General features: G+C 69.9%; 24 protein-coding genes, 1 tRNA gene and 1 other RNA gene. 15 read left to right on the top strand and 11 right to left on the bottom strand.

Annotated elements, in window-relative coordinates; all coding sequences use genetic code 11:
• Window positions 1-164 precede the first annotated feature (164 nt).
• The 3 genes from CVO96_RS12320 to proB all read right to left on the bottom strand — a co-directional run bounded on the left by CVO96_RS12320 (window position 165) and on the right by proB (window position 3,070).
• On the bottom strand, window positions 165-1,070 hold the full coding sequence (locus tag CVO96_RS12320) for a DMT family transporter (RefSeq protein WP_243398336.1): 906 nt from the start codon (window positions 1,068-1,070) through the stop codon (window positions 165-167).
• Entirely contained in the window at window positions 1,046-1,891 is an 846-nt protein-coding gene (locus tag CVO96_RS12315) for a glucodextranase DOMON-like domain-containing protein (protein ID WP_243398335.1), read from the bottom strand. Before CVO96_RS12315 ends, CVO96_RS12320 begins: the two co-directional genes overlap by 25 nt.
• A gap of 87 nt (window positions 1,892-1,978) precedes the next feature.
• Window positions 1,979-3,070, bottom strand: a complete 1,092-nt coding sequence (proB, locus tag CVO96_RS12310; protein ID WP_103313462.1) for a glutamate 5-kinase — start codon at window positions 3,068-3,070, stop codon at window positions 1,979-1,981.
• 355 nt (window positions 3,071-3,425) lie between these two features.
• Here proB and rpmF point away from each other — a divergent pair, with 355 nt between their 5' ends.
• Both rpmF and CVO96_RS12300 read left to right on the top strand, forming a co-directional pair.
• Entirely contained in the window at window positions 3,426-3,608 is a 183-nt protein-coding gene (rpmF, locus tag CVO96_RS12305; RefSeq protein WP_056301503.1) for a 50S ribosomal protein L32, read from the top strand.
• A gap of 114 nt (window positions 3,609-3,722) precedes the next feature.
• Entirely contained in the window at window positions 3,723-4,958 is a 1,236-nt protein-coding gene (locus CVO96_RS12300; RefSeq protein ID WP_207795310.1) for an aminopeptidase, read from the top strand.
• 97 nt (window positions 4,959-5,055) lie between these two features.
• Here the strand turns inward: CVO96_RS12300 and CVO96_RS12295 are convergent, their stop codons facing one another.
• Window positions 5,056-5,778: a carbonic anhydrase gene (locus CVO96_RS12295; RefSeq protein ID WP_165795288.1), complete on the bottom strand. Its 723-nt coding sequence runs from the start codon at window positions 5,776-5,778 to the stop codon at window positions 5,056-5,058.
• A gap of 54 nt (window positions 5,779-5,832) precedes the next feature.
• Here CVO96_RS12295 and CVO96_RS12290 point away from each other — a divergent pair, with 54 nt between their 5' ends.
• Together CVO96_RS12290 and CVO96_RS12285 are read left to right on the top strand one after the other, a co-directional pair.
• Complete coding sequence (locus CVO96_RS12290; RefSeq protein WP_165795287.1) at window positions 5,833-6,201, top strand: hypothetical protein; 369 nt, start codon at window positions 5,833-5,835, stop codon at window positions 6,199-6,201.
• 87 nt (window positions 6,202-6,288) lie between these two features.
• Window positions 6,289-6,486, top strand: coding sequence for a hypothetical protein (locus CVO96_RS12285; RefSeq protein WP_103312482.1), 198 nt, complete (start codon window positions 6,289-6,291; stop codon window positions 6,484-6,486).
• A gap of 75 nt (window positions 6,487-6,561) precedes the next feature.
• Here the strand turns inward: CVO96_RS12285 and ffs are convergent.
• Both ffs and CVO96_RS12275 read right to left on the bottom strand, forming a co-directional pair.
• An RNA gene (gene ffs, locus CVO96_RS12280) (signal recognition particle sRNA small type) lies at window positions 6,562-6,660 on the bottom strand.
• Window positions 6,661-6,781: 121 nt separating this feature from the next.
• Window positions 6,782-6,864 (bottom strand) — tRNA-Leu (locus tag CVO96_RS12275).
• Window positions 6,865-7,156: 292 nt separating this feature from the next.
• On the opposite strand from CVO96_RS12275, the gene rpsO reads away from it, so the two are divergent.
• Together rpsO and CVO96_RS12265 are read left to right on the top strand one after the other, a co-directional pair.
• Window positions 7,157-7,432: a 30S ribosomal protein S15 gene (gene rpsO, locus CVO96_RS12270; protein WP_103312481.1), complete on the top strand. Its 276-nt coding sequence runs from the start codon at window positions 7,157-7,159 to the stop codon at window positions 7,430-7,432.
• Window positions 7,433-8,417: 985 nt separating this feature from the next.
• Window positions 8,418-9,350, top strand: coding sequence for a serine hydrolase domain-containing protein (locus CVO96_RS12265; protein ID WP_165795286.1), 933 nt, complete (start codon window positions 8,418-8,420; stop codon window positions 9,348-9,350).
• A gap of 595 nt (window positions 9,351-9,945) precedes the next feature.
• On the opposite strand, the gene CVO96_RS12260 is transcribed toward CVO96_RS12265, so the two are convergent.
• Both CVO96_RS12260 and CVO96_RS12255 read right to left on the bottom strand, forming a co-directional pair.
• Window positions 9,946-10,413 (bottom strand): gamma-glutamylcyclotransferase family protein, encoded by a 468-nt coding sequence (locus tag CVO96_RS12260; RefSeq protein ID WP_103312479.1) that lies wholly within the window; start codon window positions 10,411-10,413, stop codon window positions 9,946-9,948.
• Between the two features lie 10 nt (window positions 10,414-10,423).
• Complete coding sequence (locus tag CVO96_RS12255) at window positions 10,424-11,113, bottom strand: XRE family transcriptional regulator (RefSeq protein ID WP_103312478.1); 690 nt, start codon at window positions 11,111-11,113, stop codon at window positions 10,424-10,426.
• A gap of 145 nt (window positions 11,114-11,258) precedes the next feature.
• Here CVO96_RS12255 and CVO96_RS12250 point away from each other — a divergent pair, with 145 nt between their 5' ends.
• The 6 genes from CVO96_RS12250 to CVO96_RS12225 all read left to right on the top strand — a co-directional run bounded on the left by CVO96_RS12250 (window position 11,259) and on the right by CVO96_RS12225 (window position 18,922).
• Window positions 11,259-11,618, top strand: a complete 360-nt coding sequence (locus CVO96_RS12250; protein ID WP_103312477.1) for a hypothetical protein — start codon at window positions 11,259-11,261, stop codon at window positions 11,616-11,618.
• A 77-nt stretch (window positions 11,619-11,695) separates the two neighbouring features.
• A complete protein-coding gene (locus tag CVO96_RS12245) occupies window positions 11,696-12,877 on the top strand; it encodes a S1C family serine protease (protein ID WP_103312476.1) in 1,182 nt (393 codons plus the stop codon).
• Between the two features lie 162 nt (window positions 12,878-13,039).
• A complete protein-coding gene (locus CVO96_RS12240) occupies window positions 13,040-13,558 on the top strand; it encodes a multidrug DMT transporter (RefSeq protein WP_103312475.1) in 519 nt (172 codons plus the stop codon).
• Between the two features lie 130 nt (window positions 13,559-13,688).
• On the top strand, window positions 13,689-14,411 hold the full coding sequence (locus CVO96_RS12235) for a tetratricopeptide repeat protein (RefSeq protein WP_103312474.1): 723 nt from the start codon (window positions 13,689-13,691) through the stop codon (window positions 14,409-14,411).
• A 196-nt stretch (window positions 14,412-14,607) separates the two neighbouring features.
• On the top strand, window positions 14,608-17,049 hold the full coding sequence (locus tag CVO96_RS12230; RefSeq protein WP_103312473.1) for a glutamine--tRNA ligase/YqeY domain fusion protein: 2,442 nt from the start codon (window positions 14,608-14,610) through the stop codon (window positions 17,047-17,049).
• Between the two features lie 55 nt (window positions 17,050-17,104).
• Window positions 17,105-18,922, top strand: coding sequence for a WD40 repeat domain-containing protein (locus CVO96_RS12225; RefSeq protein ID WP_103312472.1), 1,818 nt, complete (start codon window positions 17,105-17,107; stop codon window positions 18,920-18,922).
• Here the strand turns inward: CVO96_RS12225 and CVO96_RS12220 are convergent.
• From CVO96_RS12220 to CVO96_RS12210, 3 genes are all read right to left on the bottom strand, one after another.
• Window positions 18,906-20,087 (bottom strand): YbfB/YjiJ family MFS transporter, encoded by a 1,182-nt coding sequence (locus tag CVO96_RS12220; RefSeq protein ID WP_243398334.1) that lies wholly within the window; start codon window positions 20,085-20,087, stop codon window positions 18,906-18,908. The genes CVO96_RS12225 and CVO96_RS12220 overlap by 17 nt on opposite strands.
• Before the next feature lie 149 nt (window positions 20,088-20,236).
• On the bottom strand, window positions 20,237-21,652 hold the full coding sequence (locus CVO96_RS12215) for a tetratricopeptide repeat protein (RefSeq protein ID WP_103312471.1): 1,416 nt from the start codon (window positions 21,650-21,652) through the stop codon (window positions 20,237-20,239).
• 81 nt (window positions 21,653-21,733) lie between these two features.
• Complete coding sequence (locus CVO96_RS12210) at window positions 21,734-22,096, bottom strand: YkvA family protein (RefSeq protein ID WP_103312470.1); 363 nt, start codon at window positions 22,094-22,096, stop codon at window positions 21,734-21,736.
• 530 nt (window positions 22,097-22,626) lie between these two features.
• Here CVO96_RS12210 and rplU point away from each other — a divergent pair.
• From rplU to obgE, 3 genes are all read left to right on the top strand, one after another.
• On the top strand, window positions 22,627-22,929 hold the full coding sequence (gene rplU, locus CVO96_RS12205) for a 50S ribosomal protein L21 (RefSeq protein ID WP_103312469.1): 303 nt from the start codon (window positions 22,627-22,629) through the stop codon (window positions 22,927-22,929).
• Window positions 22,930-22,944: 15 nt separating this feature from the next.
• Window positions 22,945-23,220, top strand: coding sequence for a 50S ribosomal protein L27 (rpmA, locus tag CVO96_RS12200; protein WP_103312468.1), 276 nt, complete (start codon window positions 22,945-22,947; stop codon window positions 23,218-23,220).
• A gap of 95 nt (window positions 23,221-23,315) precedes the next feature.
• Window positions 23,316-24,641, top strand: a complete 1,326-nt coding sequence (obgE, locus tag CVO96_RS12195) for a GTPase ObgE (RefSeq protein ID WP_103312467.1) — start codon at window positions 23,316-23,318, stop codon at window positions 24,639-24,641.
• Window positions 24,642-24,702 lie beyond the last annotated feature (61 nt).

Raw genomic sequence — 24,702 nt, 5'->3', positions numbered from 1 at the left:
GCGCTTCGCTCCCCTGCCCCTTTGGGGTAGGGGCTGGGGGTGGGGTAGCCCGCCGCCGGCGCCCACCTTCAACGCGCCTTTCCCCGAGCACGCGCTGGCGACACCAACTATCTTTTGCACCCCAGCCAGTCAACGGGGAGCCAGAAACAACGCCGTACCGACCGTCATTCCACCGCTGGACGCGCCTCGCTGGGCTTCAGGCTGAGGCTCAGCGCCGCGCCGATGACCAGCGCCGCGCCCAGCAGGGCCAGCGCGGCGGGCCGCTCCGCGAAGATCAGGGCGGCGAGCACGGTGGCGACCACCGGCTCCAGGCTGGCGATCACCGAGGCGCGCGTGGCGTTCAGGTGCCGCAACCCCGCGCTGTACGCTAGGTAGGCCAGATAGGTGGAGAACACCGCGATGGCGCCCAGGCTGCCCCAGGCGGCGGGCGTCTTGGCCGAGAACTCCACGAAGGGCAGCAGGCACACGGCCCCTACCGGCAGCGCGACCGACAGGAGCGCGGTGGGGTGGTAGCGATTGAAAAATGCCTTTCCGTACAGGTAATACAGACTGTACGTGAAGCCGGCGACCAGTCCCCAGGCCAGCGCGGCGCCCGTGACGGTGACCCCCTGCCCGCCGCCCAGGCTGATCAGGCCGATGCCCAGCAGCGTGCCGGCCACGGCCAGCAGTTCCCGGGCGCCCAGACGCTCGCGCAGGAACAGCCAGCCCATCAGGGCCACGAAGGCCGGCGCGGTGTACAGCAGCACCGAGGCCAGGCTGGCGCCGCCTGAGCGCACCGCCAGCTGGTACGAGCCGTAGAACACACCGACCCCGGCCACCCCGAAGGCCGCCGTGATCCACAGGTCGCGCCCCCGGGGCAGGGGGCTGCGGATCACCGCCGCGTGCAGGGCGTACAGCCCGCCCGCCAGCACCGCCCGCCAGAAGGCGACCTCCAGCGGCGCCACGCCGGCCTGCTGAGCCTGCTTGCCCAGGATACCCAGCAGGCCCCACAGGAACGCGGCGCACAGGATCAGCAGCGGGGCCGGGATGGTGGGCCGGGCGGCACTCACCGGTGGCCCGTGCGGCGCCACACGGCGAGGGTCGCGCCCAGGGTGACCAGCAGGCCCAGCAGGCCGGTGCCCGCCAGGATCAGCGTGGAGAGGTCGCGGGTCTGGCCCTGCGCCGCCAGGGTGCGGTCGGTGAAGGCGCGCGTGTCACCGGGCGCGGCCAGCACATCCACTGGCGTGGGGGCGTCGGCCTGTCCCGCCTTCAGGGCAGTGGGGCCGCCGGTCTGGGTCGGACGCAGCAGGCCGTCCCTCGACAGCGGGGTGTAGACGCTGTTGGTGACCCAGTAGGCGTAGGTGCCGGGAGGAACGGCGGCGTCAATGACCAGGCGGGTGCCCTCCACCCGCACATCCGGCTCGGCCAGGGTGCGGAGGCCGGGGGCGTCTGCCGGTGTTGTCTGGTCTGACGGTGTCTGGGCTGACGTCGTCTGAGCTGCCGGCGTCTGGGCTGGTTGATTCTGAGCCGATGGGGTCTGGCCCTGGAATTCCCGCACCTGGGTCAGCGTGCTGCCGAAGCCCGTGATCCGCAGGTGATACTGCCAGCCGCCGGGGCCGCGTACCCGCAGGCCGGTGTCGTCCAGCCGCGTCTGCCCGCCCAGCCCGGTCTTGATGAAGATGTCGGTCACGCCGGCCGAAAAGCCCGAGGGAGCATTCCAGGGATTGCCGAGCTGCCCGAAGCTGACGGTGAAGCGCATCCCGCTGCCCTGCGGCTGGGCGCTGAAGGAACGCAGATCGAGGGCGTCCTGGGTCAGTGCCGGGCGCTGTGGCAGGAGGTAGCCGCCGTCGCCCCGGGCGTCGCCCGCCGGGTCGGGGATGGTGAGCAGGGCGGCCGTGAGCAGGGACAACACGCGCGCCAGTATAGGCGCGACGCGGGGCCCCGGAACATGCCGGCCACTGGGGCCTTCAGGCGGCCGCCTGCGTTTCCTGGGGCCGGTCTACAGCCGCACCAGATCGTCGCGGTGCACGGCTTCCGGGCCATAGGTGAAGCCCAGCACGTCCTCGATCTCCCGCGAGTGGCGGCCCAGGATGCGGCCCAGATCGGCCGACGAGTAGCGGGTGAGCCCCCGGGCGATCTCGCGGCCGTCGGGCGCCACCAGCCGGATGGTGTGGCCGCGCCCGAAGCTGCCCTCGACCTGCCGGATTCCGGCGGGCAGCAGGCTCCCGCCCCGCTCGCGCACCGCCTGGGCGGCGCCGTCGTCGAGCAGCACCTTTCCGGCCGCGATCTCGGCCAGAATCCAGCGCTTGCGGGCCTCCAGCCGCGAGCCGGCCGCCACGAAACGGGTGCCCAGCGCCTCGCCGGCCACGATGCGGGCCAGGGCATCGGGGGCGTCGCCGGGCGCGATCACGACTGGTGTGCCGGCGCGCGTGGCGATCTCGGCGGCCTGGATCTTGGTGTGCATCCCCCCGGTGCCCCGGTGGCTGCCCGCACCGCCCGCCAGCGCCCAGACCTCGGGCGTGACCCGCTCGACCAGCGGAATCAGGGTGGCGGCCGTGTCCAGGCGCGGGTCGGCGGTGTACAGCCCCGGCGCGTCGGTCAGGATCACCAGCAGGTCGGCCTCCACCAGATTCGCCACGAAGGCCGAGAGGGTGTCGTTGTCCCCGACCTTGATCTGCTCCAGGGCCACGGCGTCGTTCTCGTTGATGATCGGCATCACCCCACGCGTCAGGCAGGCGTCCAGGGTGGTGCGGGCGTTCAGGTAGCGCGTGCGGTCGCGGAAGTCGTCGGCGGTCAGCAGCACCTGGGCCACGTTCACGCCGTACAGGTCGGCCAGCTGCGCGTACAGGTGCATCAGGCGGCCCTGCCCCACCGCCGCCAGCAGCTGCTTTTCGGCCAGCGTGCGGTCGCGCGGCGGGAAGTCCAGCGCCTCCCAGCCGGCCACCACGGCGCCGCTGGTGACCAGCACGGCCTCGTGTCCGGCGGCCCGCACTCCGGCCAGCCCGCGCATCAGATCGACCATCCGGGGCCGGTGAAGTCGGTCGGTGCCTGCCGTGAGAACGCTTGTGCCCAGTTTCAGAACGACCCGCATGAGGGGCAGCATAGAGCGGGCCAGACGGGGGGCGTGATCAGAGGGAGGGGCTGGCATCGGAGACGGTGGAGGGAATCTCTCAGGCCCATAGCCCGGCGGGTTTGATGAAGGGCAAACTGGCGTGTCAGTCAGCCTTCCCCTCGATCCGCCCTTCGAGTAGCCTGGGGAGCTGTGGAGTGGAAGGCTCGTCCCCAGGCCCATGGCAGCGAACCCTTCGGCCTTCCCACGCCCGCCCCTTCCACCCTTCCGGCCGTGTGCTATACTCCCCGCTGTTGTCTCGCCCCCCTGGAGCAGGGAACAGGTTGAGCAGTTGCCCCGGCCAGACGCGCCGAGTGGCCACCCGAGGAGTGAAATCATGGCCAAGCACCCCGTTCCCAAGAAGAAGACCAGCAAGAGCAAGCGCGATATGCGCCGCAGCCACCACGCCCTGGTCGCCCCCAACCTGTCCGAGTGCCCCCACTGCCACGCCAAGAAGCTCTCGCACCACATCTGCCCCAGCTGCGGCTATTACGATGGCCGTCAGGTGCTGGCCGTTTAAGGTCTCCACCCTCCAGAGCCCCCTGCGTGGGGGCTTTTTTTGTTGTGTCGGGTTCAGTGTCCCAGTTCCGCTGGGCTGGACAGTGCGCCCGAAACCGGCGCTATCCTCGGCGGCATGACTTTAAGTTTTGACGAGAAGCTGCGCAACTACGCGCGGCTGGCAGTGCAGGTCGGCCTGGGCGTGCAGCCGGGACAGCGCGTGCTGGTGCAGGCGCCGGTCGACACGGCCCCGCTGGCCCGCCTGATCGTACGCGAGGCCTACGCCGCCGGCGCCAGTTTCGCCGACGTCCGCTGGGACGACGACGACGTGCAGCTCGCGCGCTTCGAGCTGGCCCCGGACGGCACCTTCGACACCATCAGCCAGTGGCGGGTGGACGCCGAACTGGAAGTGGCGAACTCGGGCGGCGCGGTCATCGCCATCCGGGCCACCGACCCCAACCTGCTGGGCGGCGTGGATCAGGCGCGCGTGGCCGCCTACCAGAAGGCGCTGGCGACCTACCGCCGGCCCTACACCCAGCAGGTCATGACCAACCGCCTGAACTGGAACCTGATCAGCGCGCCCATTCCCGCCTGGGCCGCCCTGATGTACCCGGACGCCAGTGCCGAGCAGGCCGTGGCGCAGCAGTGGGACGCCATCTTCGCCGCCACCCGCGCCGATCAGCCGGATCCGGTGGCGCTGTGGAAGGAGCACCTGGCCCACCTCAAGCGCCGCCGCGACCTGCTGACCGGGAAGGCGTACCACGCCCTGCACTTCCGGGGCGGCGAGACCGACCTCACGGTGGGCCTGGCCGACGGCCACGTCTGGGGCGGCGGCGCGGCCGACACGCCCGGCGGCGTCACCTTCACGGCCAACATTCCCACCGAGGAGGTCTGGACGGCCCCGCACAGAGAGCGGGTGGACGGCGTGGTCGTGAGTACCAAGCCGCTGTCGTACCAGGGCGTGCTGATCGACGGGATCCGCATCGAGTTCGCGGGCGGGCGGATCACGTCGTCCAGCGCGCGGCAGGGCGAGGAAGCCCTGCGCCGCATGATCGACTCCGACGAGGGCAGCCACCGCCTGGGCGAGGTCGCGCTGGTGCCGCACTCCAGCCCCATCAGCCGTTCGGGCCTGTTCTTCTTCAATACCCTGTACGACGAGAACGCGGCCTCCCACATCGCCATCGGCAGCGCCTATCGCTTCAACGTGGCGGGCGGCGTGGAGATGAGTCTGGAGGACTTCCTGGCCCGCGGCGGCAACGACTCCCTGACCCACGTGGACTGGATGATCGGCTCGGGTGAGATGGACGTGGACGGCGTGGCGAAGGACGGCACCCGCGAGGCCGTGATGCGCGCGGGCGAATTCGTGATCTAGCTGCAGGGCGGATGGCGGATGGCAGATGGCAGATGGCCAAACATCTTGAGCCATCTGCCATCTGCCTTTGGCCTTCTGCGTTGAGCCTTCCGCATCCCTACAGGCTCAGATCCTCTTCCTCCACCAGGAAGTCCACGGCGCCGGAGCCGATCTCGTAGAAGCCGCCGACGATGCGGATGCGGCCCTCGGCCTCGGCCTCGCGGATGATGGGCTGCTGGCGCAGGACGTGTACCTGATAGCGGATGTTGTTCAGCACCGCCTCGCGCATCCGGGCCTTCTTGTCGCGGATCACGGGCAGGCCCGCCACGCTGGGCTGGATGAGCCGGATGAGGCCCTGCAGGTGTTCGGGCTCCTGCGCGATCTTCTCCTCGGGCAGCATGGCGGCCGCCACGGCCCCGCAGCCCTCGTGGCCGAGCACCATGAGCAGGTGGACGTCGAGGTGGTTGAGCGCGTATTCCAGCGTGCCCAGACCGGACTCGCCGACCACGTTGCCCGCCACCCTCACCACGAACAGCTGCCCCAGCCCCTGATCGAAGACCAGTTCCACCGGCACGCGGCTGTCGCTGCAGGCCAGCACGGCGGCGTACGGCGTCTGACCCATGATGTGGGCCCGGCGCTCGTTGGCCCCGGTGTCCGGCCGCACCGACTGGCCGCTGAAAAAGCGCGCGTTGCCGTCCTTGAGCGCCCGGATGGCCGCCTCGGGGGTCTGCACGTCGGCGTCTTTCAGGTCCGCGATGTCCTCCATGCTGGCGCCCCGGCGGATGGCGTCCAGGATGCGCCGTTCGAGGTCGGCGGCGATCTGTGCGGCGGGTTCTTCCATAGCGAGCATGGTAGCGGAGGGGGCCCGGTTGCGGTCGGCCGGTATCCTGCGGGCATGACGGACACGGGCGACATCTCCCTGAGTGACCTGCTGGAGCGCTACGCCATGCTGCGCGACACCATCCAGGGCCTGGAAACCGAGCGGGACGAGCTGGGCGCGCAGATCAAGGCTGCGCTGGGCGCCGGCGAACAGGCTGAAACCGACCTGTACCGGGCCAGCCTCAAGGTGTCCAGGCGCGTCGAGTACCCCCTGGAGCGCTTCCGCGAGGTCTTCGGCGACGCCGCCGCGCTGGAGGTCGCCACGGTCGACCGCAAGAAGGCCGAGGCGCTGGCCCAGGCCGGTGATCTGGACGCCGAGCAGTTGCGCGCCCTGGCGGTCGTGAAGGAGACGCAGGCGCTGGTGCTCCAGGCCAAAACGCGCTGAGCCACAGGACGTCCGCCTGCGCCTGACGTGACCCCGGCCTGACCCGCAGCAGACTCGCCGGTGACAGCGGGGACGTACCCTTCGGCTATGACCGACCTCACGAGGGACAGTGGAAATGCTGCGGCGCCAGGCGGGTACCCGGACATGGCCGAGCGCTATGGCAAGGTGCGCTGGTGGTGGTCAGGGGAATTCATCACGCCGACGGCCCACGTCCGTACCGAGCGCGAAGTGCGGGACGCCCGGCAGCAGGCGGCACAGTCGACGGTCGAGCGGCTGACGCGCTGAGGCACGATCCGGGCACGGCTACACAGGCTCAGAGACGCCGACCAGTCCACAGGCACGAAAACAGGCATGAAAAAAGCATTGCCGGTGAGCAGCGGCACCCGCGAATCATCCCTTATGGCTGCTGCCTTCCGGCCCTGACCAGGTTCAGGCGTTCACGCTGCGCTGCGCCAGCAATGCGTGGATGAACATAGCACAGCAGAGCGCAGGGGGAAACCGGACACGGGGCGGTACGGAAGGCACGCCATACGGAAGGCATATGGAAAACGCCGGAACCCCCTGCGGAGTCCGGCGCTATTGGTGCTCGGGATGGGACTTGAACCCACACGGTTGCCCACACGCCCCTCAAGCGTGCGCGTCTACCAATTTCGCCACCCGAGCACAGGGGGAAATAAGAGGCGAAAGCAATACTATGGGTGGCCCTTCCCACTGTCAAGCTCCGCTGTCGATCCCGGCGTTCAGGCTGCTCACCCGGCAGGGTCGGTGCCGCCGCGGCAGCGGTTCGCGTTACCGGAGGGTGTCCGGCCGCGCGGCGACCTCCGGCCCGGCTTGACCCGTGACCCGTGCGGCGTGGTATCTTCGCGTTTGCCGCCGCAAGCGGTTGGGGCCCGCCGATGAGGTGGATTTTGCTCCGGCTGCCGCGTCCGGGACTTCATAACACGAGAGGTACAGCATGATCGACAAACAGACCGTTGTTCAGACCCACGCCAAGCACGACAAGGACACGGGCGGCACGCACGTGCAGATCGCCCTGCTGACCGAGCGCATCACCAACCTGGCCGCCCACCTGGCCGCCAACAAGAAGGACAAGCACGGCCAGCGCGGCCTGCAGCTGATGAACGGCCAGCGCCGCCGTCTGCTGAAGTACCTCGAGCGCACCAACTACGACGAGTACATCGCCCTGACGGATCAGCTCAAGATCCGCCGTGGCCAGCGCATCGTCCGCTAAGTCTCCTTCAGACGGACAGACCGCCGCCCCTCACCGGGCGGCGGTTTCTGCTGACCGGGCCCCGTATGAATCCCGCCCAGCATCCGTCCGACGGAACGGTTGAGAGCTGCACGAGGACGGAAACGACGTGGGCAGCGACCAAAACCTGCCGTTCGCGCTTGTCATGGCGGGGGGCAATCGCGCGGAAATCCTTGAATCCGCTGAACCCACGTCCCACGACGTGGCCGCCGACGCGAAGTCGTTCCGGTTTGGTAAAGGGTGAGTGATAGATGACCCTCACTGGAAGCCATCATGTCCAGGGCCGGAGCAATCGAAACATCTGAACTTAAGCGGGAGGCTGTCCAGCTCGTCGCAACGACGGGCGAAAGCTGTGCCGGGGTCGCGCGTGTCCTCGGACTCTCCCCTCATGCCGTCGTTCGCTGCCGAGAGCCGCAGGACAGACAGGAGCGGGCGGCCCACTGCTCAGAACACCCGCCTCAGAGCGCACGCACGAGCGCTGGACGTGCCCCGTCAGGAGCGTGACATTCCGAAAGAGGCGCTGGCCTGTCGCCGAACTGGAAATGGGTCACGGACATCACCTGTCTGCCGTGTACGGACGACTGGCCCTATCTGGCGACGGTTGTGAACCTGGACTCCCGGAACATCGTCCGGGACGCTCAAGACGGAGCTGGCATCGAGCAGGACGCGTAGAAATCGGGCCCACACGAGAACAGAAGCATTCCAATAGATTGAAATCTTCTCCAAACGTCAACGCCGCCACTCACCCCTGGGCTGACCGTCGCCTTTGAAGGGCAAGCCCCCAACCCAGACTGACCTGCCACCGACGTATCGCAATTTCAATCTCATCCTGGCTGCGTAAGGTAACGGCATGAACCGTGTCCCTGCTGTCCACTGGAGCCGTGCCCCGAATGCCCTGGTCAGGGTGTCGTTGGCCCTCGCCCTGGCTGGGCTCTGGGCGCCCGCCTCCGCCCTCAGTGTGCGGAGCATGCAATCAGCGGCGGCCTACTCCCGGGCCCACCGCGGCAGCGCGGTGATGATCTGGAGGGACGGACAGCTCCTGTTCACCCAGGCCCAGAATGGGTTTGACCTGCAGACGCCTCACCTGCTGGCGAGCGGCAGCAAAAGCTTTTCATGCGCGCTCGCCGTGACCCTGATGGATCAGGGGCGGCTGGATCTGGACGAGCCGGTGAGCCAGACCCTCACCGAGTGGCGCAGTGATCCAGCCAAAGCGGCCGTTACGGTGCGCCAGTTGCTGAGCTTCACGAGTGGCCTGCCAGGGGATGTGGGGAGTAAGCGCACCGGCACCAACGTGAATCTGTATGTTCAGGCGCTGGCCACTGGGCTGGTCGCCACGCCGGGTGAACGCTTCTCCTATGGCAACGCCCACCTGGCCGCGTTCGGTGCGCTGGTTCAGCGCAAGACGGGACAGGATCCGGCCGCCCTCCTCCAACGTCAGGTGCTGGATCGAATTGGGGCCAGGGTGTGGTGGGGCCGCGACCAGGCAGGTCAGCCCGATCTCGCGGCCAGCGCCCGGATGACGGCTCAGGACTGGGGAAGCTATGGCCAACTGATCTTGCAGGATGGCCGCTGGAAAGGCCAGACCGTCCTCTCGGCGGCCGGTCTCCGGGAATGTCTGCGGGGCAGCGCCACACTCAACATCTACGGCCTCACGTTCTGGCTCAACCGGCCCCTTGCGGGCCCCCTTCCAGCCACCGACGACCTTCCTCTTCAGGCGCTGGGCGGCCTCACGGCCAATCAGATCGCCCCAAGTGCGCCCGGGGATCTGGTCATGGCTGCAGGCGCGCTGAACCAACGGCTTTATCTCCTGCCGTCGGAGCGGATCGTGGTCGTCCGGTTCGGCGAAGGTGGCGCCTGGAGTGATGAGGAGTTCCTGTCGCAGCTCCTGGCTGACAAATAATCGAAGTTCAGGGATCGTCAGAACTTGCCAGGCGGTCTTGATCCAGTCGAGACCCCTGACGCTGCTCATTCAGAAGTTGTGGTCAGGTTGCACTCATACGCGTTGCTCCTCCCTTCGGTCGGGCCCAATCGCTAAAGTTCGAGCGACTGGGCCGCAATTGGTATCAGTCCAGGGCCCTGGGCGGCCGGAATGCAGCAGTGGGGCAAGCTTGTTCCCGTACGCCGCCGTCAGATCGGTGCGCCCCACAGTCCGGTGTGCCCGATTCATCAATGGTGCGAACACTTTCATAACACGATGTTTTGGGAAGTAGAGTTTCGCCGTCTGGGACGCTCTGCCTGTTCACCCCCTCTGTTGCACAGCTCTGCGAGTCCCAACCTCCCGCATCAAGGGGGAGGGGCAAAAACGGCGTGTTCATCGCCAGAGGAACACCCCGATTAGGAAAGTGTCCGCACCATTGTTCATACGGATTTTGCTCCATCCGGCGAGCTCCGTCCTTTTCCCCTCTCTGCCTCGCAGCTCTGCAAGTCCCTCCGCCCCGGATTGATTCCGAACATAGACCGGATGGCATCCGGAGTTCGTTTCAGTCAGACAGACCCTATCTGTCGCCCCCTGGCGGCAGCCGCCGCTCCGCCGCGTCGCGCCAGTCGCCGCTGGGCACGGGTTCCACGCCCGGACGCGCCAGACGATCCGCACGGGCGTAGATGTAGACCCAGGCGGGGATCTCCGGGGCATCCTCGACGGTCAACACGACCTGCTCGCGGGTGTACAGCGGCGGCGTGTCGTCGGTTCCCTCCAGCGCGTCCAGGAAGGGCAGGGCACGCGGCCAGTCGTGGGGGGCGTAGGTGAGGGCGTGGCCCCGCACCACCTGTTCCGGGCCGGCCGGCACGATGCCGGGGTAGGCCTCGGGGCGCAGGTGGAGCAGCCGGAACCCGCGCAGCGTGGCGGGGCGCACCGTGAAGGCGCCCCCCTGGCGGGCGACGTGGTCGTTGCGCTCACCGGGCATCAGGGTGCCGTAGACGAACACGGTGGTGAGGAGGCGCGGCGGGTGGGTGGCGTCGGTCATCTGCCTGCCGTTATAGCCGCTGGCCCCGGGGCTGGTGGTAATACACCCGGCCGACCACCGTGACCTCCTCGGGCTTGACCGGCGGGTGATCCGGGTTGTCGCTGGTCAGCCACAGGGCCGGGCCGTAACGGCGCAACCTCTTGACGGTCAGCCCCAGCCCGGACACGTGCAGCACGTACACCCGGCCCTCGCGCAGATCAAGGTCTCCCGGATCGACGTAGATCCGGTCGCCGGGGCGGATGCCGCCGGCCTCGGTGGTCATGGACTCGCCGTGCACCTCCAGCACCAGCATCCCGGGGCGGTGGTCGCTGAGCGGCACGAACTCGTGGTCGATGATGCTGGCGACGTCCTCAGTGACCGGCAGGCCGGCGGTGGCGAGCGCATGGACGGGCACGCGCACCAGTTCCAGGGTCTCCAGCAGGTCGTCGTCGGGCACCGGGCTCAGCAGGGGCAGGCCGGTGCGGGCGATCCATTCGCTGGCGCTGACCTGCAGGGCGCGGCGCAGGGCGTCCTGGCGGGCCGGGGTCAGGGCGTCCAGCGACCGGGAACCGCTCTCCAGGCGGCTCAGGTAAGGCTGAGTGACGCGCCCGGCCGGGCCACCGAGTTCCTCGGTCAGGGCACTGACGTCGCCCTGCTGCAGCTCCAGGTGACGGCGGCGCTCACGCAGCCAGGCAGACAGGGAATCCGTGGCAGGCGGCATGTCCGGCAGTGTACCGGGCGGAACGAAGAGAAAATGAATACTCGACACTTGATTTATGCCTCCAGACATATTAGGGTAGAGGAGTGAATACGCTACTGGCGTAATCATATCCCAAATTACGCCTCTCACATCTCAGGAGGACATCATGCCCGACTCCGCTCCCCTCCCCTCCTCGCTGCTGCTCTGGTTGCCCACACTGGGCGCCGCCTTCGCTGCGGGCACCATCACCCAGCTGGCCCGGCAACTGGCCTGCCCCCGGCCGCCCGGCCTGCGCGCGACGCTGGCCCTGGGCGTGGCGGCCGGCATCGCCGCGCTGACGGTGGTAGCCCTGCTGAGCGCGAGTGCCCCGGCGGGCGCCACGCCGGCCCTGCTGCTCGCCGCCGCGTGTATCACGGGCTGGAGCGGCCCCGGCATCCTGGCCCGGCTGGGACAGCTCGTCGAGCGCCGCCTGGGTCTCCCGGTGCCCAGCAACCCACTGGATGAGGGCCACCGCGAGCAACCCTGAAGGGAGCGGCGCACCGGCCTGACCACGAAGGAAACACCGCCCACAGACCGGGCGCTATGCACCGAGCAGAATGAGGCATGAACGCGGAGTCAGCTCAGCCCGGGCAGCCTGCCCCCCACCGTCGCCTGTCCCGGCTGGTTCTGCTGGGCGCCGCCCTCCTGCTGGCCGGGCCTTCGCCCGCAGCCCAGACGGCGACCCCAGCAGCGCCCTCCACCCCTGCCCAACGGCGCGCCATCAACACGGTCGCGCCGCTGACCGCGGCCGAACTCAAGACGCTGCAGACGCTGTTCACCAAGGTGCGCCCCGCCACCCTGCGGATCGAGCAGTGCCCGCCGAACGACTGCAAGGAACCCGATGGCGTCGGCTCGGGCGTGCTGATCTCGGCCGACGGCCTGGCGCTGACCGCCTACCACGTCATCGAGAAGGCCAAAAGCCTCAGCGCCCAGACCGTGGACAGGAAACGCTACAAGGTCGAGGTCGTGGGCTTCGACCAGCAGAACGACATCGCCCTGTTGCGGGTCGCCGTTCCCAGCGGCACGCCCTTCCTGACCCTGGCCGGGGCGCGGCCCAGTATCGGGGACACGGCGCTGGCGGTCGGCAACGGCAACGGCGCGTTCCTGCAGCTGAAGACCGGGCGACTGACCGGCCTGGATTCGGACGCCGGACGCGCCGACTTCCCGCCCGGCACGCTGGAGCTGAACGCCCCCCTGATTCCTGGCGACAGCGGCGGCCCCATCGTGAACGCCAGGGGCGAGCTGACCGGCGTGGTGAGCTATATCAGCCTGAGCGCCTCGGCCCGCAGCCCGCGTGACTACCGGGCCTACGCTGTGCCGGTCACGGCCTCCGATGCCCGGCTGGCCGACCTGAAGGCGGGCACCAAACGCGACGCCCCGGTGATCGGGATCGGCCTCAGCCCGGTGTTCAACGGCGCCTTCACCCTTTCGGCCGAGGATTTCGCCTCGCTCAGCGAGATCCTGAAACTGGGCAAGACTCCGGGCGCCTTTTTCACCAACGTGACCAAAGACAGCCCCGCGGCCAAAGCCGGCCTGATCCCGCTCAAGCTCAACGAGAATTCGGAGCGCATCGCGGGCGACATCGTGACCGAGGTGAACGGCAAGCGCATCGTCAACTTCAGCGAGTTCCAGTACGCGGTGCGGGCCCTCAAGGTCGGCGACACGGTGACCCTGACGGTGCTGCGCGACGGCAAGACCCTCAAGATTCCGGTCACCCTGACCGGCAGCACCAAGATCGGCAACTGAGACGGGGAGCCGAGACCGGCCACCGGGATCGACCGGGGAATCAGCGACAAGAGGGGGCGGTTGCCAGCAGGCGCCGCCCCGTTCGCCGTACCGCACACATTCGATGTGAGATGATTGAAGAAGCCCACTTGACAATTACGCTTTAAACAGAATAATGCAGCTATGGATACCCTGAAAAAAGCAGGAGCGATGCTGGCCCACCTCGACCTGTTCCAGCACATGCTGAACCTTCGCAGCCTGTTGCAGCTCGCGGCCCACATGGAGGAGCGCGGCGACCGGGTGACCCTGATCAGCCAGGAGGTGATCACGCTGGTGGGCCAGGAGATGAGCAGCGACGCCCAGGTCACCACCAGCAAGGGCGCCAGCATCCAGGCGGGCACCGCCTACCGGGTGCTGCAGGGCCTGAAGGGCCACGAGGCGCCCGAGTACGCCGTGACCCGCGAGGAACTCTCGGCCCTGAACACCCGCGCCGTGGCCGACCTGGAGTCGAGCGACGCCCTGCGCGCCTTCTCGGACACGCTGACCCGCATCTCGGCGGCGCCCAGCGCGGCCCCAACTTCAGCGGCGGCTCCAGCGGCGGCCAGCGCCTCCCCCGCGGCCCCCTCCGACCCGGCGGCCGAGCGCCCGACCCGCACCCGCCGCGCACCCGAGGGCGAGACCACGGATCAGCCCGCAGCCTGAGCGAACGCGTCCCTGAACCGGCGTCCTGAGACCATGTCAGGACGCTGGCTTCCTTTGCCGGTGATCCCCCTGGTGCGCTGGTCTGGCTGGCTTCACGTCTGCCCCCGAACCGGATGCTCTACTGAAGCCCATGCGCCGCCTGACCCCGCCGAGCCTCACCGCGCTGATCTTTACGGTGCTGATGTCGGCGGTGCTGTGGCCCTCGGCGGGGGCGGCGGCCCCGGAACTGCTCGCCGCCGGGGACTATGCACGGGCGTTCGAGAGCGCCACGACGGCCGGAGACCCGCTGACCGCGACCCAGGCCGCCGTGGCCGCCGCGCTCTACGGGGCGACATCGGGAAACTCGGCGTCTGGCAGCGCCGACCAGGGTCTCTGGCTGGAACGGGCCGTCTCGTCTGGCCGTGCCGCCGTGCAGGCGGCGCCGCAGAGTGCCCGCGCGCATCTGGAACTGGGCACGGCGCTGTGCCTGCAGGCGGGGCGGGGCGGCTTCACGCTGGGGGCCTACCGGCTCTCGCGGGCGTGCCGCGCCGAGTACGAGCGCAGTCTGGCCCTGGACGCCGGCCTGAGCGAGGCCCGCGCCGCGCTGGCCCGCTGGCATTCGGGCGCCTGGGCGCGGGCGGGGCTGATCGGCGGCGGCGACCCGGCCACCGCCCGCCGACTGGCCGCGCAGGCGCTGAGGGAGGCCCCCCAGAATGTGCGCGTGGTGGTGCAGGTCGCCACGGCCTACCTGGAACTCCGGGCCACCTCGGCCGCCCGCACCCTGCTGGAACGCAGCCTGGCGCTGAGCCCCCAGGACGCGCAGGATCGCGATCTCCAGGCCGGGGCGCGGGCCACGCTGGCCGGACTGAGATAACGGGCACCCGACACGGCTCCTGACACGGGTTCCAGCCCCTCCTTCCGTCTGTCTGGGAGGCGAGCCAGAGCAGCGGGCCACGCGGCGCGGCCGGGCAGAAAAAGCAAACGGAGAGGCGCTGGGGGGTCGCCGTCCACCGGAGTCCGGGCGGCCCGCGTCCTGCGGCGCCCCCGGCAGCGCGCGTATCCTGACAGGGATGACTGCTCCCGACCCTGCCTCCATTCCCACGGCTTCCGCCGTATCGGATGCGCCCCGTGTGGCGCCCAATTTCATCACCGAGATCATCGAGCGCGACCTGGCCAGCGGCAAGTACGCCCAGGTCGTGACCCGCTTCCCGCCCGAGCCCAGCGGCTACGCGCACCTGGGGCACGTGTTCGCCTCGTTCCTGGACTTCCAGACCGCCGCCCAGTACGGCGGGCGCTACCACCTGCGGATGGACGACACCAACCCGGATCTCGCCACCCAGGAATTCGTGGACGTGATCGCCGAGGATCTGCGCTGGCTGGGCTGGGACTGGGGGGAGCACTTCTACTACGCCAGCGACTATTTCGACCGCTACTACGAGTACGCCGAACAGCTGGTGCTGCAGGGCGACGCCTACGTGGACTCTGTGAGCGCTGACGAGATGGCCCGCCTGCGCGGCGATCCCCGCACGCCCGGCACGCCCAGCGAGTACCGGGAGCGCACGCCGGAGGAGAACCTGGACATGCTGCGGCGCATGAAGGCCGGCGAGTTCCCGGACGGCTCGCACGTGCTGCGCGGCAAGATCGACCTGGCCAGCCCGAACATGAAACTGCGCGACCCGGTGCTCTACCGCATCCTGCGCGGCAACCACTACCGGCAGGGCACGAAGTGGTGCATCTATCCCATGTACGACTTCCAGCACCCGCTGCAGGACGCGCTGGAGGGCGTGACGCACTCGATGTGCTCGCTGGAGTTCGTGGACAACCGCGCCATCTACGACTGGCTGATGGAACGCCTGGGCTTCGAGCCGCGCCCCCACCAGTACGAGTTCGGCCGCCGGGGGCTGGAATACACCATGACCAGTAAGCGCAAGCTGCGCCGCCTGATCGCCGAGGGCGTGGTGAACGGCTGGGACGACCCCCGGATGCCCACCCTGCGGGCCCAGCGCCGCCTGGGCGTGACCCCGGAGGCCGTGCGGAACTTCGCCGCCCAGATCGGGGTGAGCCGCACCAACCGCACGGTGGACATCGCCGTGTACGAGAACGCCGTGCGCGACGACCTGAATCACCGCTCGCCGCGCGTCATGGCGGTGCTCGACCCGCTGAGGGTCACGCTGGGCAATCTGGACGCCGGGCAGACCCTGAGCCTCCCCTACTGGCCCTTCGACGTCGTGGCGGGCTCGCCCGACGGGCGGGTGGGGCGACCGGACGGCGAGCGGGTTGCGCCTGAACAGGCCGTGCGCGCGGTGCCCCTGACCCGCGAGCTGTACATCGAGCGCGAGGACTTCAACCCCGAGCCGCCCCGGGGCTACAAGCGCCTCACGCCGGGGGGGACGGTGCGCCTGCGCGGGGCGGGCATCATCCGGGCCGACTCCTTTGAGACGGACGAAAACGGAGTGGTCACGGGCATCCGGGCCACGCTGCTGGGCGAGGACGCCAGGGCCGGCGGGGTGATCCACTGGGTGAGTGCCGAGCGCGCCCTGGCGGCCGAATTCCGCCTCTACGACCGCCTCTTCCGGGTGCCCAACCCCGAGGGCGAGCGGCCAGGAGACCTGGAACCCGACTTCGACCCCGAAGGGATCGGTCATGAGGACGAGACCAGGGGGATGGACGCCGACTTCCTGCGCTACCTGAACCCGGACAGCCTGCGGATCACGCGCGGGTACGTGGAGCCCAGCGTGGCCCGCGACCCACAGGACACGCGCTACCAGTTCGAACGCCAGGGCTACTTCTGGCGCGACCCGGTGGACAGCCGCGAGGACGCGCTGGTGTTCGGGCGGATCATCACGCTGAAGGACGCCTGGGCGGGCGCGCAGAAGGCGGAGGGCAGGGGGCAGAGGGCAGAGGGCGGACGGCCAAAGGCGGAAGGTAAGGAGCCCAGGGTGGGGGGTGGGGAACAGAAGGCCGAGACCAGAGTGCAGAGCCTGAGCCCCGAGCAGGAGGCGGAGGTGGGCCGGCTCACCGGCCTGGGCGCGGCCGAGGCCGACGCGCGCACGGTGGCGCGTGACCCGGCGCTGCTGGCCTTCCTGGCCGGGGCGCAGACGGACGGCACCTTCGCTCAGGTGGTGTCGTGGTCGGTCAACGACCTGGCGCCGGGTTTACGGAGCGGGGAGGTGAGGGTCTCGGCGGCCGATCTGGCACCGCTGGCCGCCCTGCTGGCCGCCGGGAGCGTGACCACCCGTGTGGCCCGCGACGTCCTGGCGCGCGCCGCGGCGTCGGGTGAAGCGCCCGCTGGCATCATCGAGCGCGAGGGGCTGGGGGCGGGACTGAGCGCGGAGGAGCTGGCCGCCGCCGTGCAGACCGTCCTGGCGGCCAACCCCGACAAGGTGGAGGCTTTCCGCGCCGGTAAGACCGCGCTGATGGGCTTCTTCACTGGCCAGGTGATGCGGGCCACGGGCGGGAAGGCCGAGCCGGGGAAGGTGGCCGAGGCGCTGGGAGCGGCCCTGAAGGGCTGAGCCGGGCGGTTCGATCTCAGCGACCTTCTGAGGATCGTTGCCTTAGAGTGGTCTCATGAAACCTGCCGCGCTGCTCTTCGGCCTCACGCTGGGCCTCCTCGGATCTGGCCTGCCCGCTCCGGCCTCCGCCCTGACCCTGCAGACCGCGAAGGTCTACACCGCCCCCGGCGCCGACGTGACCCACGCCGCGCCGCTGCCGGGCGGGCGCTGGGCCGTCTCGGCTGACAACGCGGTGATGGTGCTGGACGCGGGGCTCAGGGTGCAACGCGCCTGGCACACGCTGCAGGGCCCGGTCGTGGCGCTGGCGGTCAGCCCGGACGGCGCCCGGATCGCCGCCATGACCCGCAGCCGCTGGACGGTCTGGGCCGCCGACACGGGCGAGAGGCTGGACAGCGGCGAGGCGTTCTCGAGCAGCCTGGGGTTCGGCGCCGACGGCACCCTGCTGGTGATGTACCGGGGGGGCCTGCTGAGCAACGCGCTGGGCACCGACCCGGCCCGCTTCCGGGCCATCGACGTGGGCACCGGCTGGGAGGACTTTGTCGCTTCCCCGGACGGCCAGACCGCGGTGCTCGGGAACGCCGATCTGGTTCGGCTCGTGCGCCTGGAGGATCAGCAGGTGCTGGCAGAGGCGGAGCTGTCCGGCGACGGCTCCGGCCTGGGCGCGACCTTCAGCCCCGACGGCCAGAGCGTGGTCGTCCGCACGGGCGCCGAGGGGCTGCTGCTGCGCGCGGGTGAGGACGTGGTGGAGCTGGACGGCGGTGAGGACATGGACGTCCGCAGCGGCAGCGTGTACTTCCCCAGCGAGCGCGAGTTCGTGTACGCCTCCTTCGGTGAGGGCCAGCGCTACGACGCGCAGACCGGCGAGGCGCTGGGCGACACCCTGGCCCTCTCGACCTTCGGGCCGGTTGCGCGGGGAAAGGGCGGGCCGGGGGACAGCGCGCCGTTCCTGGCGCTGGGACGCGGCGTGGCCCGCTTCGACCCCGTGAAGCGCACGGAACAGGGCCGGGTGGGGCTGCCCTCCGGCAACACCTGGCTGGGCGCCTTCCTGAGCGACGGCCGCCCGCTCGCCGGGGTGGACGAGTTCGTGAACCTGGGCACGGGCCAGGCGCAGAAGGTCGGGGCGCTGGACGACCTCTACGACTACGACGCCCAGGCCGGCGCCATCTGGACACTGAACGGCACGGCGGTCAGCGTGTACCGGGGCGGCAAGGTCAGCACCCTGGCCACCCTGGACGAGGACGCCGGATACGACACCCTCGTCGCCTCGCCGGACGGCAGCCTGGCGGTCGCCAGCGGCTATGACGGCCTCGCGGTGCTCAGTGCCAGAACGGGCAAGGTGGTCAAGAAGCTGACCTCCAAGGCCCTCAAGGTGGAAGACATCCACGGCGCGGCGCTGAGCCCGGACGGCCGCAGCCTGCTGGTCGTGCCGCACGAGGGCCACGTCCTGCGCGTCGACCTGGGCAGCGGCAAACAGACCACTGCCTTCAGGCTGCCCTCGGGCGACGAGGTGCTGTCCGTGCAGGTCGGCGCCGGGGGCACGCTGGCCGCCATCTCCTCGGACGACGATTCGGTCAGCAGCCTGTCGCTGATCCGGCCCGGCAGCGCCACCCCCTTCAAGACCGTGGCGCTGGACGGCCGGGTGCGTCAGGTGCGCTTCAGTCCCGACGGCAAACTGATCGCGCTGCTGACTGACGCCAGCGAGAACGCCCTGCAGGTCTACGACGCCGCCAGTGGCGCCCGCCTCGCGCAGACCGGGCGATTCAACACCACCACCAGCCTGCTGGCCTGGGCGCCGGGCGGGAAGCAGCTCATGGTCGGCGCCGGGCTGCTGGGCCAGGCCGGCAGCACGACCATTTTCAACGTGCTGCGCTGAGAGACGGGGCGGCACTGCGCTGCGCCAGCGCCAGCCCGGCGCCCAGCAGGAGTACCCCGGCGCTGACCCCCAGGCCCAGCCGCAGGCCGCCCGCGCTGTCGGCCAGCAGGCCGGTCAGCAGCGGGCCGCCCACCTGCCCCAGCGCGAAGATGATGGTAAACGCCGCGATTCCGCGTGCCCAGGCGTGCTCGGGCAGGGCCCGCCGGGTCAGGATGGTCGTGAAGGTCACGACCGCCAGGAAGCTCAGGCCGAACAGCGTGCCGGAGAGCAGCAGCGCGGCGGGGTGGGTGCTCAGCAGCGGCAGAACCGCGCCCAGCGCCAGCGTGAGCATCTGCGCGCTCATGGCCCGCGCGCCGGGAGCCCGCGCCGCCAGCGGCCCCCACACGAAGGCACTCAGCACCACGCAGGCGCCCAGCAGCGCCCAGAACACCGTGACCAGCCCGCCCGCCCCGGCGGCGCGCAGAAAGGCCACGATGAAGGTCATGTAGGCGATGTACCCCACGCCGAAGCAGGCGTAGGCGGCGAAGGCCCAGCGAAGGGGCCGCAGGGACTCGCGGGTGTGGCCGGCGGGCGCCGCCTGACCGCGCTCCGGCAGGCGCCCGAGGGTTCGGAGCGTGAGCAGCAGACAGGCCACAGACGCCAGCCCCAGCGCCACCCAGGCGCCCCGCCAGCCCACCTCCAGCAGCGGGGGCAGCAGCGCGGCCGTGAGCAGGATGCCGATGCCCGAGCCGCCGTAGAACACGCCCAGCAACGTGGCGCTGCGCTGGGGGTGTGCCCGCGCCGCCAGGGCCGCCAGCCCGCCCCCGCTGATGAACACCAGCGCGCCGCCCACCCCCGCCAGCAGCCGCAGCAAGAGCAGGGGCACGCTGGAGGGCGTGGCCGCGCAGGCCAGCAGCGACAGGGCCGTGAGCCCCATTCCCGCCTGGAAGACCCGCCGCAGCCCCGCGCGGCCGATCAGCGTGGTGGCGCTCAGGGCGCCCAGCAGGTAGCCCAGGGCGTTGGCGGCGTTCATGGCCCCCGAGAGCGTGAACGACCAGCCCAGGTCGGCGCGCATGACCGGCAGCAGCAGCGCGTAGGCGAAGCGCGCGAAGCCCAGCGCGACCGCTCCGCCCAGCGACAGGGCCAGCATGTCCAGCAGCGCCTGCCGGGTGGCGGGCGGCCTCACGCGGGCTCCGGCAGGAGGAAGAGGCGCGGCGCGGGGGTCTGGATCACGTCCACCGCCCGGCTTTCCTGGGAACCGGCCAGGCGGGGACAGGGGTTCAGTTCATCCGGCACGGCCCGTCCAGTCTCCTCCATCCGGCCTGCCCGCGCCCCTCAGTTCAGCATCCGGCCGCCCTGGGCGCCGCGCTGCTCCAGCATGGCCTCGGCTTTGCGGAGGTGCTCCTGCAGGGTCACGTGCCAGTCGTCGCTCTCGGGGGTGGACGCCAGCGCCTGCTGGGCGTGGGCATAGGCGGCCGAGGGGTCGGGGAAGCCCTGCTGGGCCATCACGTCGGCGGCCATCTGGTGCCCGGTGATCCAGTCGCGGCTGTCGGGGGCGGCCTCGCGGATCACGCGCTCGTAGTGCTCCAGGGCGTCGTCGAGCTGGAAGTATTCCATGGCCACGGAGCCCAGCACCAGGCTGGCGGGCACCACCGCGCCCTGGGCCAGCGCCTGCTCGGCGGTCTGCTGCGCTTCCTGCAGGCGGCCCAGGCGGTAATCGCACTCGGCGATATCGGCCAGCACTTCGGGCAGGTAGGGGTACTCGGCCTCGGCCAGCACGGTCTCCAGCTTCTCGCGCGCCTCGACCGGCCGGTCGAGGTCCAGCAGCGCCACGCCCAGCTCGTGGTTGGCGTAGGGGCGGTCGGCCTCGCCCGCCAGTTTCAGGGCGTCCCCGAAGGCGTCCAGCGCCTCCTCCTGGCGGCCCAGCTGGGTCAGCACCTGGCCGCGCACCAGCGAGACGCCGTAGCTGGGGTCGCCGTGCGCCCTCTCCAGCCGGTCGGCCTCGCGGATCATCTCGTAGGCGGCGTCGGGCTGCCCCAGGTTGAGCAGGGCCTGGGCGCGCAGGTAGTGCCAGGTCGCCAGCCCCAGCGCCTCCTCCTCGCCGTGCCCCCGGGCGGGGTACAGCAGCCGGGCCTGATCGAGCACGGTCTTGGCGTTCTCCGGCTGGCCCTGCTGGATGAGCAGCGCGGCCTGTTCCTGCAGCATGGTGGCCCGGTCGAGCCCCTGCGCCAGGTGGGCGGCCTCGGCGTACAGCAGCACGGCGTCGGCGGTGTGGCCCAGCTGCTCCTGGGCGTCGGCCTGCCAGGAGCGCAGCCGCCAGCGCAGGTGCTCGGGCAGCTCGGTACTGGCGACCTGCACGTCCAGCGCCTCCTGGTGCCGTTCGGAGAGCGCCAGCGCGCACAGGGCGTGGTAGCGGGCCAGGGGGTCGGCGTCGGTGCGAGCCGCCACCGGAACGGCCGCCGCGTCCGGGCCCCGGGTGCGGGCGTCCAGCTCGGCCGAGAGCGCCTGGTACAGCCCCCCGGTTCGCAGCGCCGGGCTCAGGGTGCGGGCCTCCTGCAGGCTGGCCGCCATCTGTTCGGTGGCCGTGTCGCCGTAGAGCGTGTGGATGGAGGCCAGATAGAGCGCCATGCGGGCACGCTCGCCCTTGCTGGCCTCGTTCATGGCGTGTTCCATCACTTCAAAGGCCGTGTCGTAATCGCCCCCGGCGAGCGCCGCAGAAGCCTGGTGCCAGGTGGTGGCCGCGTCAATCATTCTTCTTCAGGATAGCGCGCCCCGCCGGGCATTCAGGTCTGCAGCGTCACGGTCGGCTCCGGCGGTTCATCCCCAGGGCGCTCAGCCCCCCACCAGCCGGATCAGGCCCCACACGCTCAGCACGGCCCCCAGCACCAGCACTCCCCCCAGTGCCGGCAGCAGCCAGGGCAGTCGGCGCTGCAGCCGCGCGCTGCGGGCACGGGCGTCGTTGAGCACGGGCAGCGGCAGGCCGCGGGCCGCGAGCGCCAGAAGGGTCGGCACGACCACCACGTCGTCGCCGTAGCCCAGCAGGGGCGTGATATCGGGCAGCAGATCGACCGGACTCAGGGCATAGAGGAGCGCCAGCACCGCCACCCAGCGGGCCCTGTCGGGCGTGCGGCGATCCGTCAGGGCGTAGAGCAGGGCCAGGGCGTCGCGCCAGACAAACCGGAGACGGGTGATCACAGGCCCGGATACGAGGGGCGGGTGGGCAGAGTTGCGGGCCGGCCTGGAGTGGCTGGCCACAGAAGGGGACGGCCGTGTCGAACGCTGCATGGCCGTGGGATCGCCTCCAGCGCCGCCCCCCCTCCTGCACGCCCGCCCTGTCAGACCCGACCGGACTCTGGATACCTCTGCCCCACCCTGCTATGCTGCCGTTTCGCAGCGTGCCCTCCAGCGGGGTGCGCCCGGAGGTTTCAGGCAGCAGCGGCTCGCCCACGCGAGTCCACGTGTACCGCGAGGACACGTCCAGCAGAACGGGAACACGCACGCAACACGACCCTCACCCCTATCGTCCGGGGTGTGTGCTGCCTGCCTTGCCCCGCTGCTGGTGACCTTTGCTCTCCGGTTCCGGGCGTGTTCTCGTCGTTTCAAGTCCCGCCCGGATGTGGTACAGTTTTTGCTTGGTGATCCGCCTGTGGGCGAGGTCGGTTCGAGCAGTGCGTGGTCTTGCGTCTCCTGGCAGCGTTCCGGGGCGCGGCAGAGCGGGAGGAAGCATGTTTGCAATCATTCAGACGGGCGGGAAACAGTACCGCGTTCAGGAAGGCGACGTTCTGTACGTGGAGAGCCTGAGGGGCGAAGCGGGCGAGAAGATGGAACTCAAGCCCCTGTTCGTGGGCGGCGAGAAGGCTCTTTTCGGCGACGCCGTGAGCAACTTCGTGGTCAGTGCCGAAGTGGTCGAGCACGGCCGCGGCCCCAAGATCTACATCCGTAAGTACAAGAGCGGCGTGCAGTACCGCCGCCGCACCGGTCACCGCCAGGACTACACGACCATCAAGATCCTGGGCATTCAGGGTTAAGGGGAGGCTGACGACATGGCACACAAGAAAGGCGTAGGTTCCTCCAAGAACGGACGTGACAGCCAGCCCAAGATGCTGGGCGTCAAGAAGTTCGGCGGCGAGAAGGTGCTGGCCGGCAACATCCTGGTTCGCCAGCGCGGCACCAAGTTCAAGGCCGGCCCGAACGTGGGCATGGGCCGCGACCACACGCTGTTCGCCCTGGAGCACGGCAAGGTCGTGTTCACCAACCGTGGCCGCACCGGCCGCTTCATCTCCATCGAAGTCGAGCAGACCGAAGTCGCCGCCGACTGAACCGAGCGCGGTTCTGATGCGCCCTGCCCGCATGAAGGGTGGGGCGCTTTTTTGAAGATTGAATTGAGCGCACGACACATAAAAGAGGTGCCTGCATGGCTTTTCGAGATGTCTTAAACATAGAAGTGGCGGCCGGCAATGGCGGCGACGGTTCCATGAGCTTCCACCGGGCCAAGTACATGGAAAAAGGTGGCCCCGACGGTGGGCACGGCGGCAAGGGTGGCGACATCATCCTGCGCGCCATCGAGGGTGTGGAGTCGCTGGAGCGGCTGGTGGGCCGGCGCAAGTTCAAGGCCGAGAACGGCGCCTACGGCGAGGGCCGGCTGCGTCAGGGCTCCGACGGGCTGGACGTGTACATCGAGGTGCCGGTGGGCACCACCGCCTTCGACGAGGACAGCGGCAAGGTGATCGCCGATCTCGTGAAGGTCGGCCAGGAGAAGGTCATCGCGCGGGGCGGCCCCGGCGGGCGAGGGAACTCGACCTTCACGAGCAGCACCCGGCAGGCCCCGCGCTTCGCGGAACTGGGGGTGCCCGGCCAGAAACGCCGCGTGCGCCTGGAGCTGAGGCTGATCGCCGACGTGGGGCTGGTCGGCTACCCGAACGCCGGCAAGAGCAGCCTGCTGGCCGCCACCTCGCGCGCCAACCCGATGATCGCGGACTACCCCTTCACGACCCTCTCGCCGATCCTGGGCGTGGTCACGCGGGACAACCAGGACGAACGCTTCACGATGGCCGACATCCCCGGCATCATCGAGGGCGCCTCCGAGGGCAAGGGGCTGGGGCTGGAGTTCCTGCGCCACATCAGCCGCACCCGCCTGCTGGTCTATGTGCTGGACGTGACCCGTGACCCGGTGGGCGAACTGCGCGCCCTGCAGGCCGAGCTCACGGCCTACGACCCGACCCTGCTGGAGAACGTCGCGCTGGTCGCCCTGAACAAGGTCGAACTGGTCGAGGCGGATCTGGCGACCATGGTCGAGGACGAACTGGCGACCCTGGGCCTGCCGGTGCTGAAGGTGAGTGCCAAGGAGGGCCTCGGCCTGGACGAACTGCGCGAGACCATCTTCCAGATGATGCCCGACCGGGAACTCTGGGCACAGCGCAACGCCCTGGAAATCGAGCCCAACATCGTCGTGGAGGCGCCGCTGACGGTGGTGTTCCGCGAAGACCCGCCGGCCCGCGGCGTGGGCATCGTCACCACCGGGCAGAACGAGCGCGTGTGGGAAGTCCACGGGGGCGGCTTCGAGGAACGCATCGTGCGCTTCTCGCGCTACCTGGAGGACGCCTCGGAGTACCTGGGCGGCGTCTTCAAGCGCCAGGGCCTGTACAACGCCCTGAAGCGTGCCGGCGCCCGCGAGGGCGACACGGTGGAGATCGGCCCACACCGCTTCGAATACTTCGACGAGGAAGAAGGGCGGAGCTGAGGGCACCGGGCTCTCGATCAGACGAGCGCCGGAAAAGGACGGACAGACCACCCGGGTTCTG

Source organism: Deinococcus koreensis, assembly GCF_002901445.1.
In the GTDB taxonomy this organism is placed as follows: domain Bacteria; phylum Deinococcota; class Deinococci; order Deinococcales; family Deinococcaceae; genus Deinococcus; species Deinococcus koreensis.
Note: the sequence above shows the minus strand (reverse complement) of the source record. Positions and strands in the feature narration are given on the sequence as shown.

Excerpts from the sequence above, each read along its gene's own strand:
- CVO96_RS12265 (WP_165795286.1), top strand. The coding sequence starts at position 8,418 with ATGCAATCAGCGGCGGCCTACTCCCGGGCCCACCGCGGCAGCGCGGTG.
- CVO96_RS12290 (WP_165795287.1), top strand. The coding sequence starts at position 5,833 with ATGACGGACACGGGCGACATCTCCCTGAGTGACCTGCTGGAGCGCTAC.
- CVO96_RS12240 (WP_103312475.1), top strand. The coding sequence starts at position 13,040 with ATGGATACCCTGAAAAAAGCAGGAGCGATGCTGGCCCACCTCGACCTG.
- rpmA (WP_103312468.1), top strand. The coding sequence starts at position 22,945 with ATGGCACACAAGAAAGGCGTAGGTTCCTCCAAGAACGGACGTGACAGC.
- CVO96_RS12250 (WP_103312477.1), top strand. The coding sequence starts at position 11,259 with ATGCCCGACTCCGCTCCCCTCCCCTCCTCGCTGCTGCTCTGGTTGCCC.
- proB (WP_103313462.1), bottom strand. The coding sequence starts at position 3,070 with ATGCGGGTCGTTCTGAAACTGGGCACAAGCGTTCTCACGGCAGGCACC.
- CVO96_RS12215 (WP_103312471.1), bottom strand. The coding sequence starts at position 21,652 with ATGATTGACGCGGCCACCACCTGGCACCAGGCTTCTGCGGCGCTCGCC.
- rpsO (WP_103312481.1), top strand. The coding sequence starts at position 7,157 with ATGATCGACAAACAGACCGTTGTTCAGACCCACGCCAAGCACGACAAG.
- obgE (WP_103312467.1), top strand. The coding sequence starts at position 23,316 with ATGGCTTTTCGAGATGTCTTAAACATAGAAGTGGCGGCCGGCAATGGC.
- CVO96_RS12225 (WP_103312472.1), top strand. The coding sequence starts at position 17,105 with ATGAAACCTGCCGCGCTGCTCTTCGGCCTCACGCTGGGCCTCCTCGGA.
- CVO96_RS12300 (WP_207795310.1), top strand. The coding sequence starts at position 3,723 with ATGACTTTAAGTTTTGACGAGAAGCTGCGCAACTACGCGCGGCTGGCA.
- CVO96_RS12285 (WP_103312482.1), top strand. The coding sequence starts at position 6,289 with ATGACCGACCTCACGAGGGACAGTGGAAATGCTGCGGCGCCAGGCGGG.
- CVO96_RS12230 (WP_103312473.1), top strand. The coding sequence starts at position 14,608 with ATGACTGCTCCCGACCCTGCCTCCATTCCCACGGCTTCCGCCGTATCG.
- CVO96_RS12260 (WP_103312479.1), bottom strand. The coding sequence starts at position 10,413 with ATGACCGACGCCACCCACCCGCCGCGCCTCCTCACCACCGTGTTCGTC.
- CVO96_RS12235 (WP_103312474.1), top strand. The coding sequence starts at position 13,689 with ATGCGCCGCCTGACCCCGCCGAGCCTCACCGCGCTGATCTTTACGGTG.
- rpmF (WP_056301503.1), top strand. The coding sequence starts at position 3,426 with ATGGCCAAGCACCCCGTTCCCAAGAAGAAGACCAGCAAGAGCAAGCGC.
- rplU (WP_103312469.1), top strand. The coding sequence starts at position 22,627 with ATGTTTGCAATCATTCAGACGGGCGGGAAACAGTACCGCGTTCAGGAA.
- CVO96_RS12295 (WP_165795288.1), bottom strand. The coding sequence starts at position 5,778 with ATGGAAGAACCCGCCGCACAGATCGCCGCCGACCTCGAACGGCGCATC.
- CVO96_RS12255 (WP_103312478.1), bottom strand. The coding sequence starts at position 11,113 with ATGCCGCCTGCCACGGATTCCCTGTCTGCCTGGCTGCGTGAGCGCCGC.
- CVO96_RS12245 (WP_103312476.1), top strand. The coding sequence starts at position 11,696 with ATGAACGCGGAGTCAGCTCAGCCCGGGCAGCCTGCCCCCCACCGTCGC.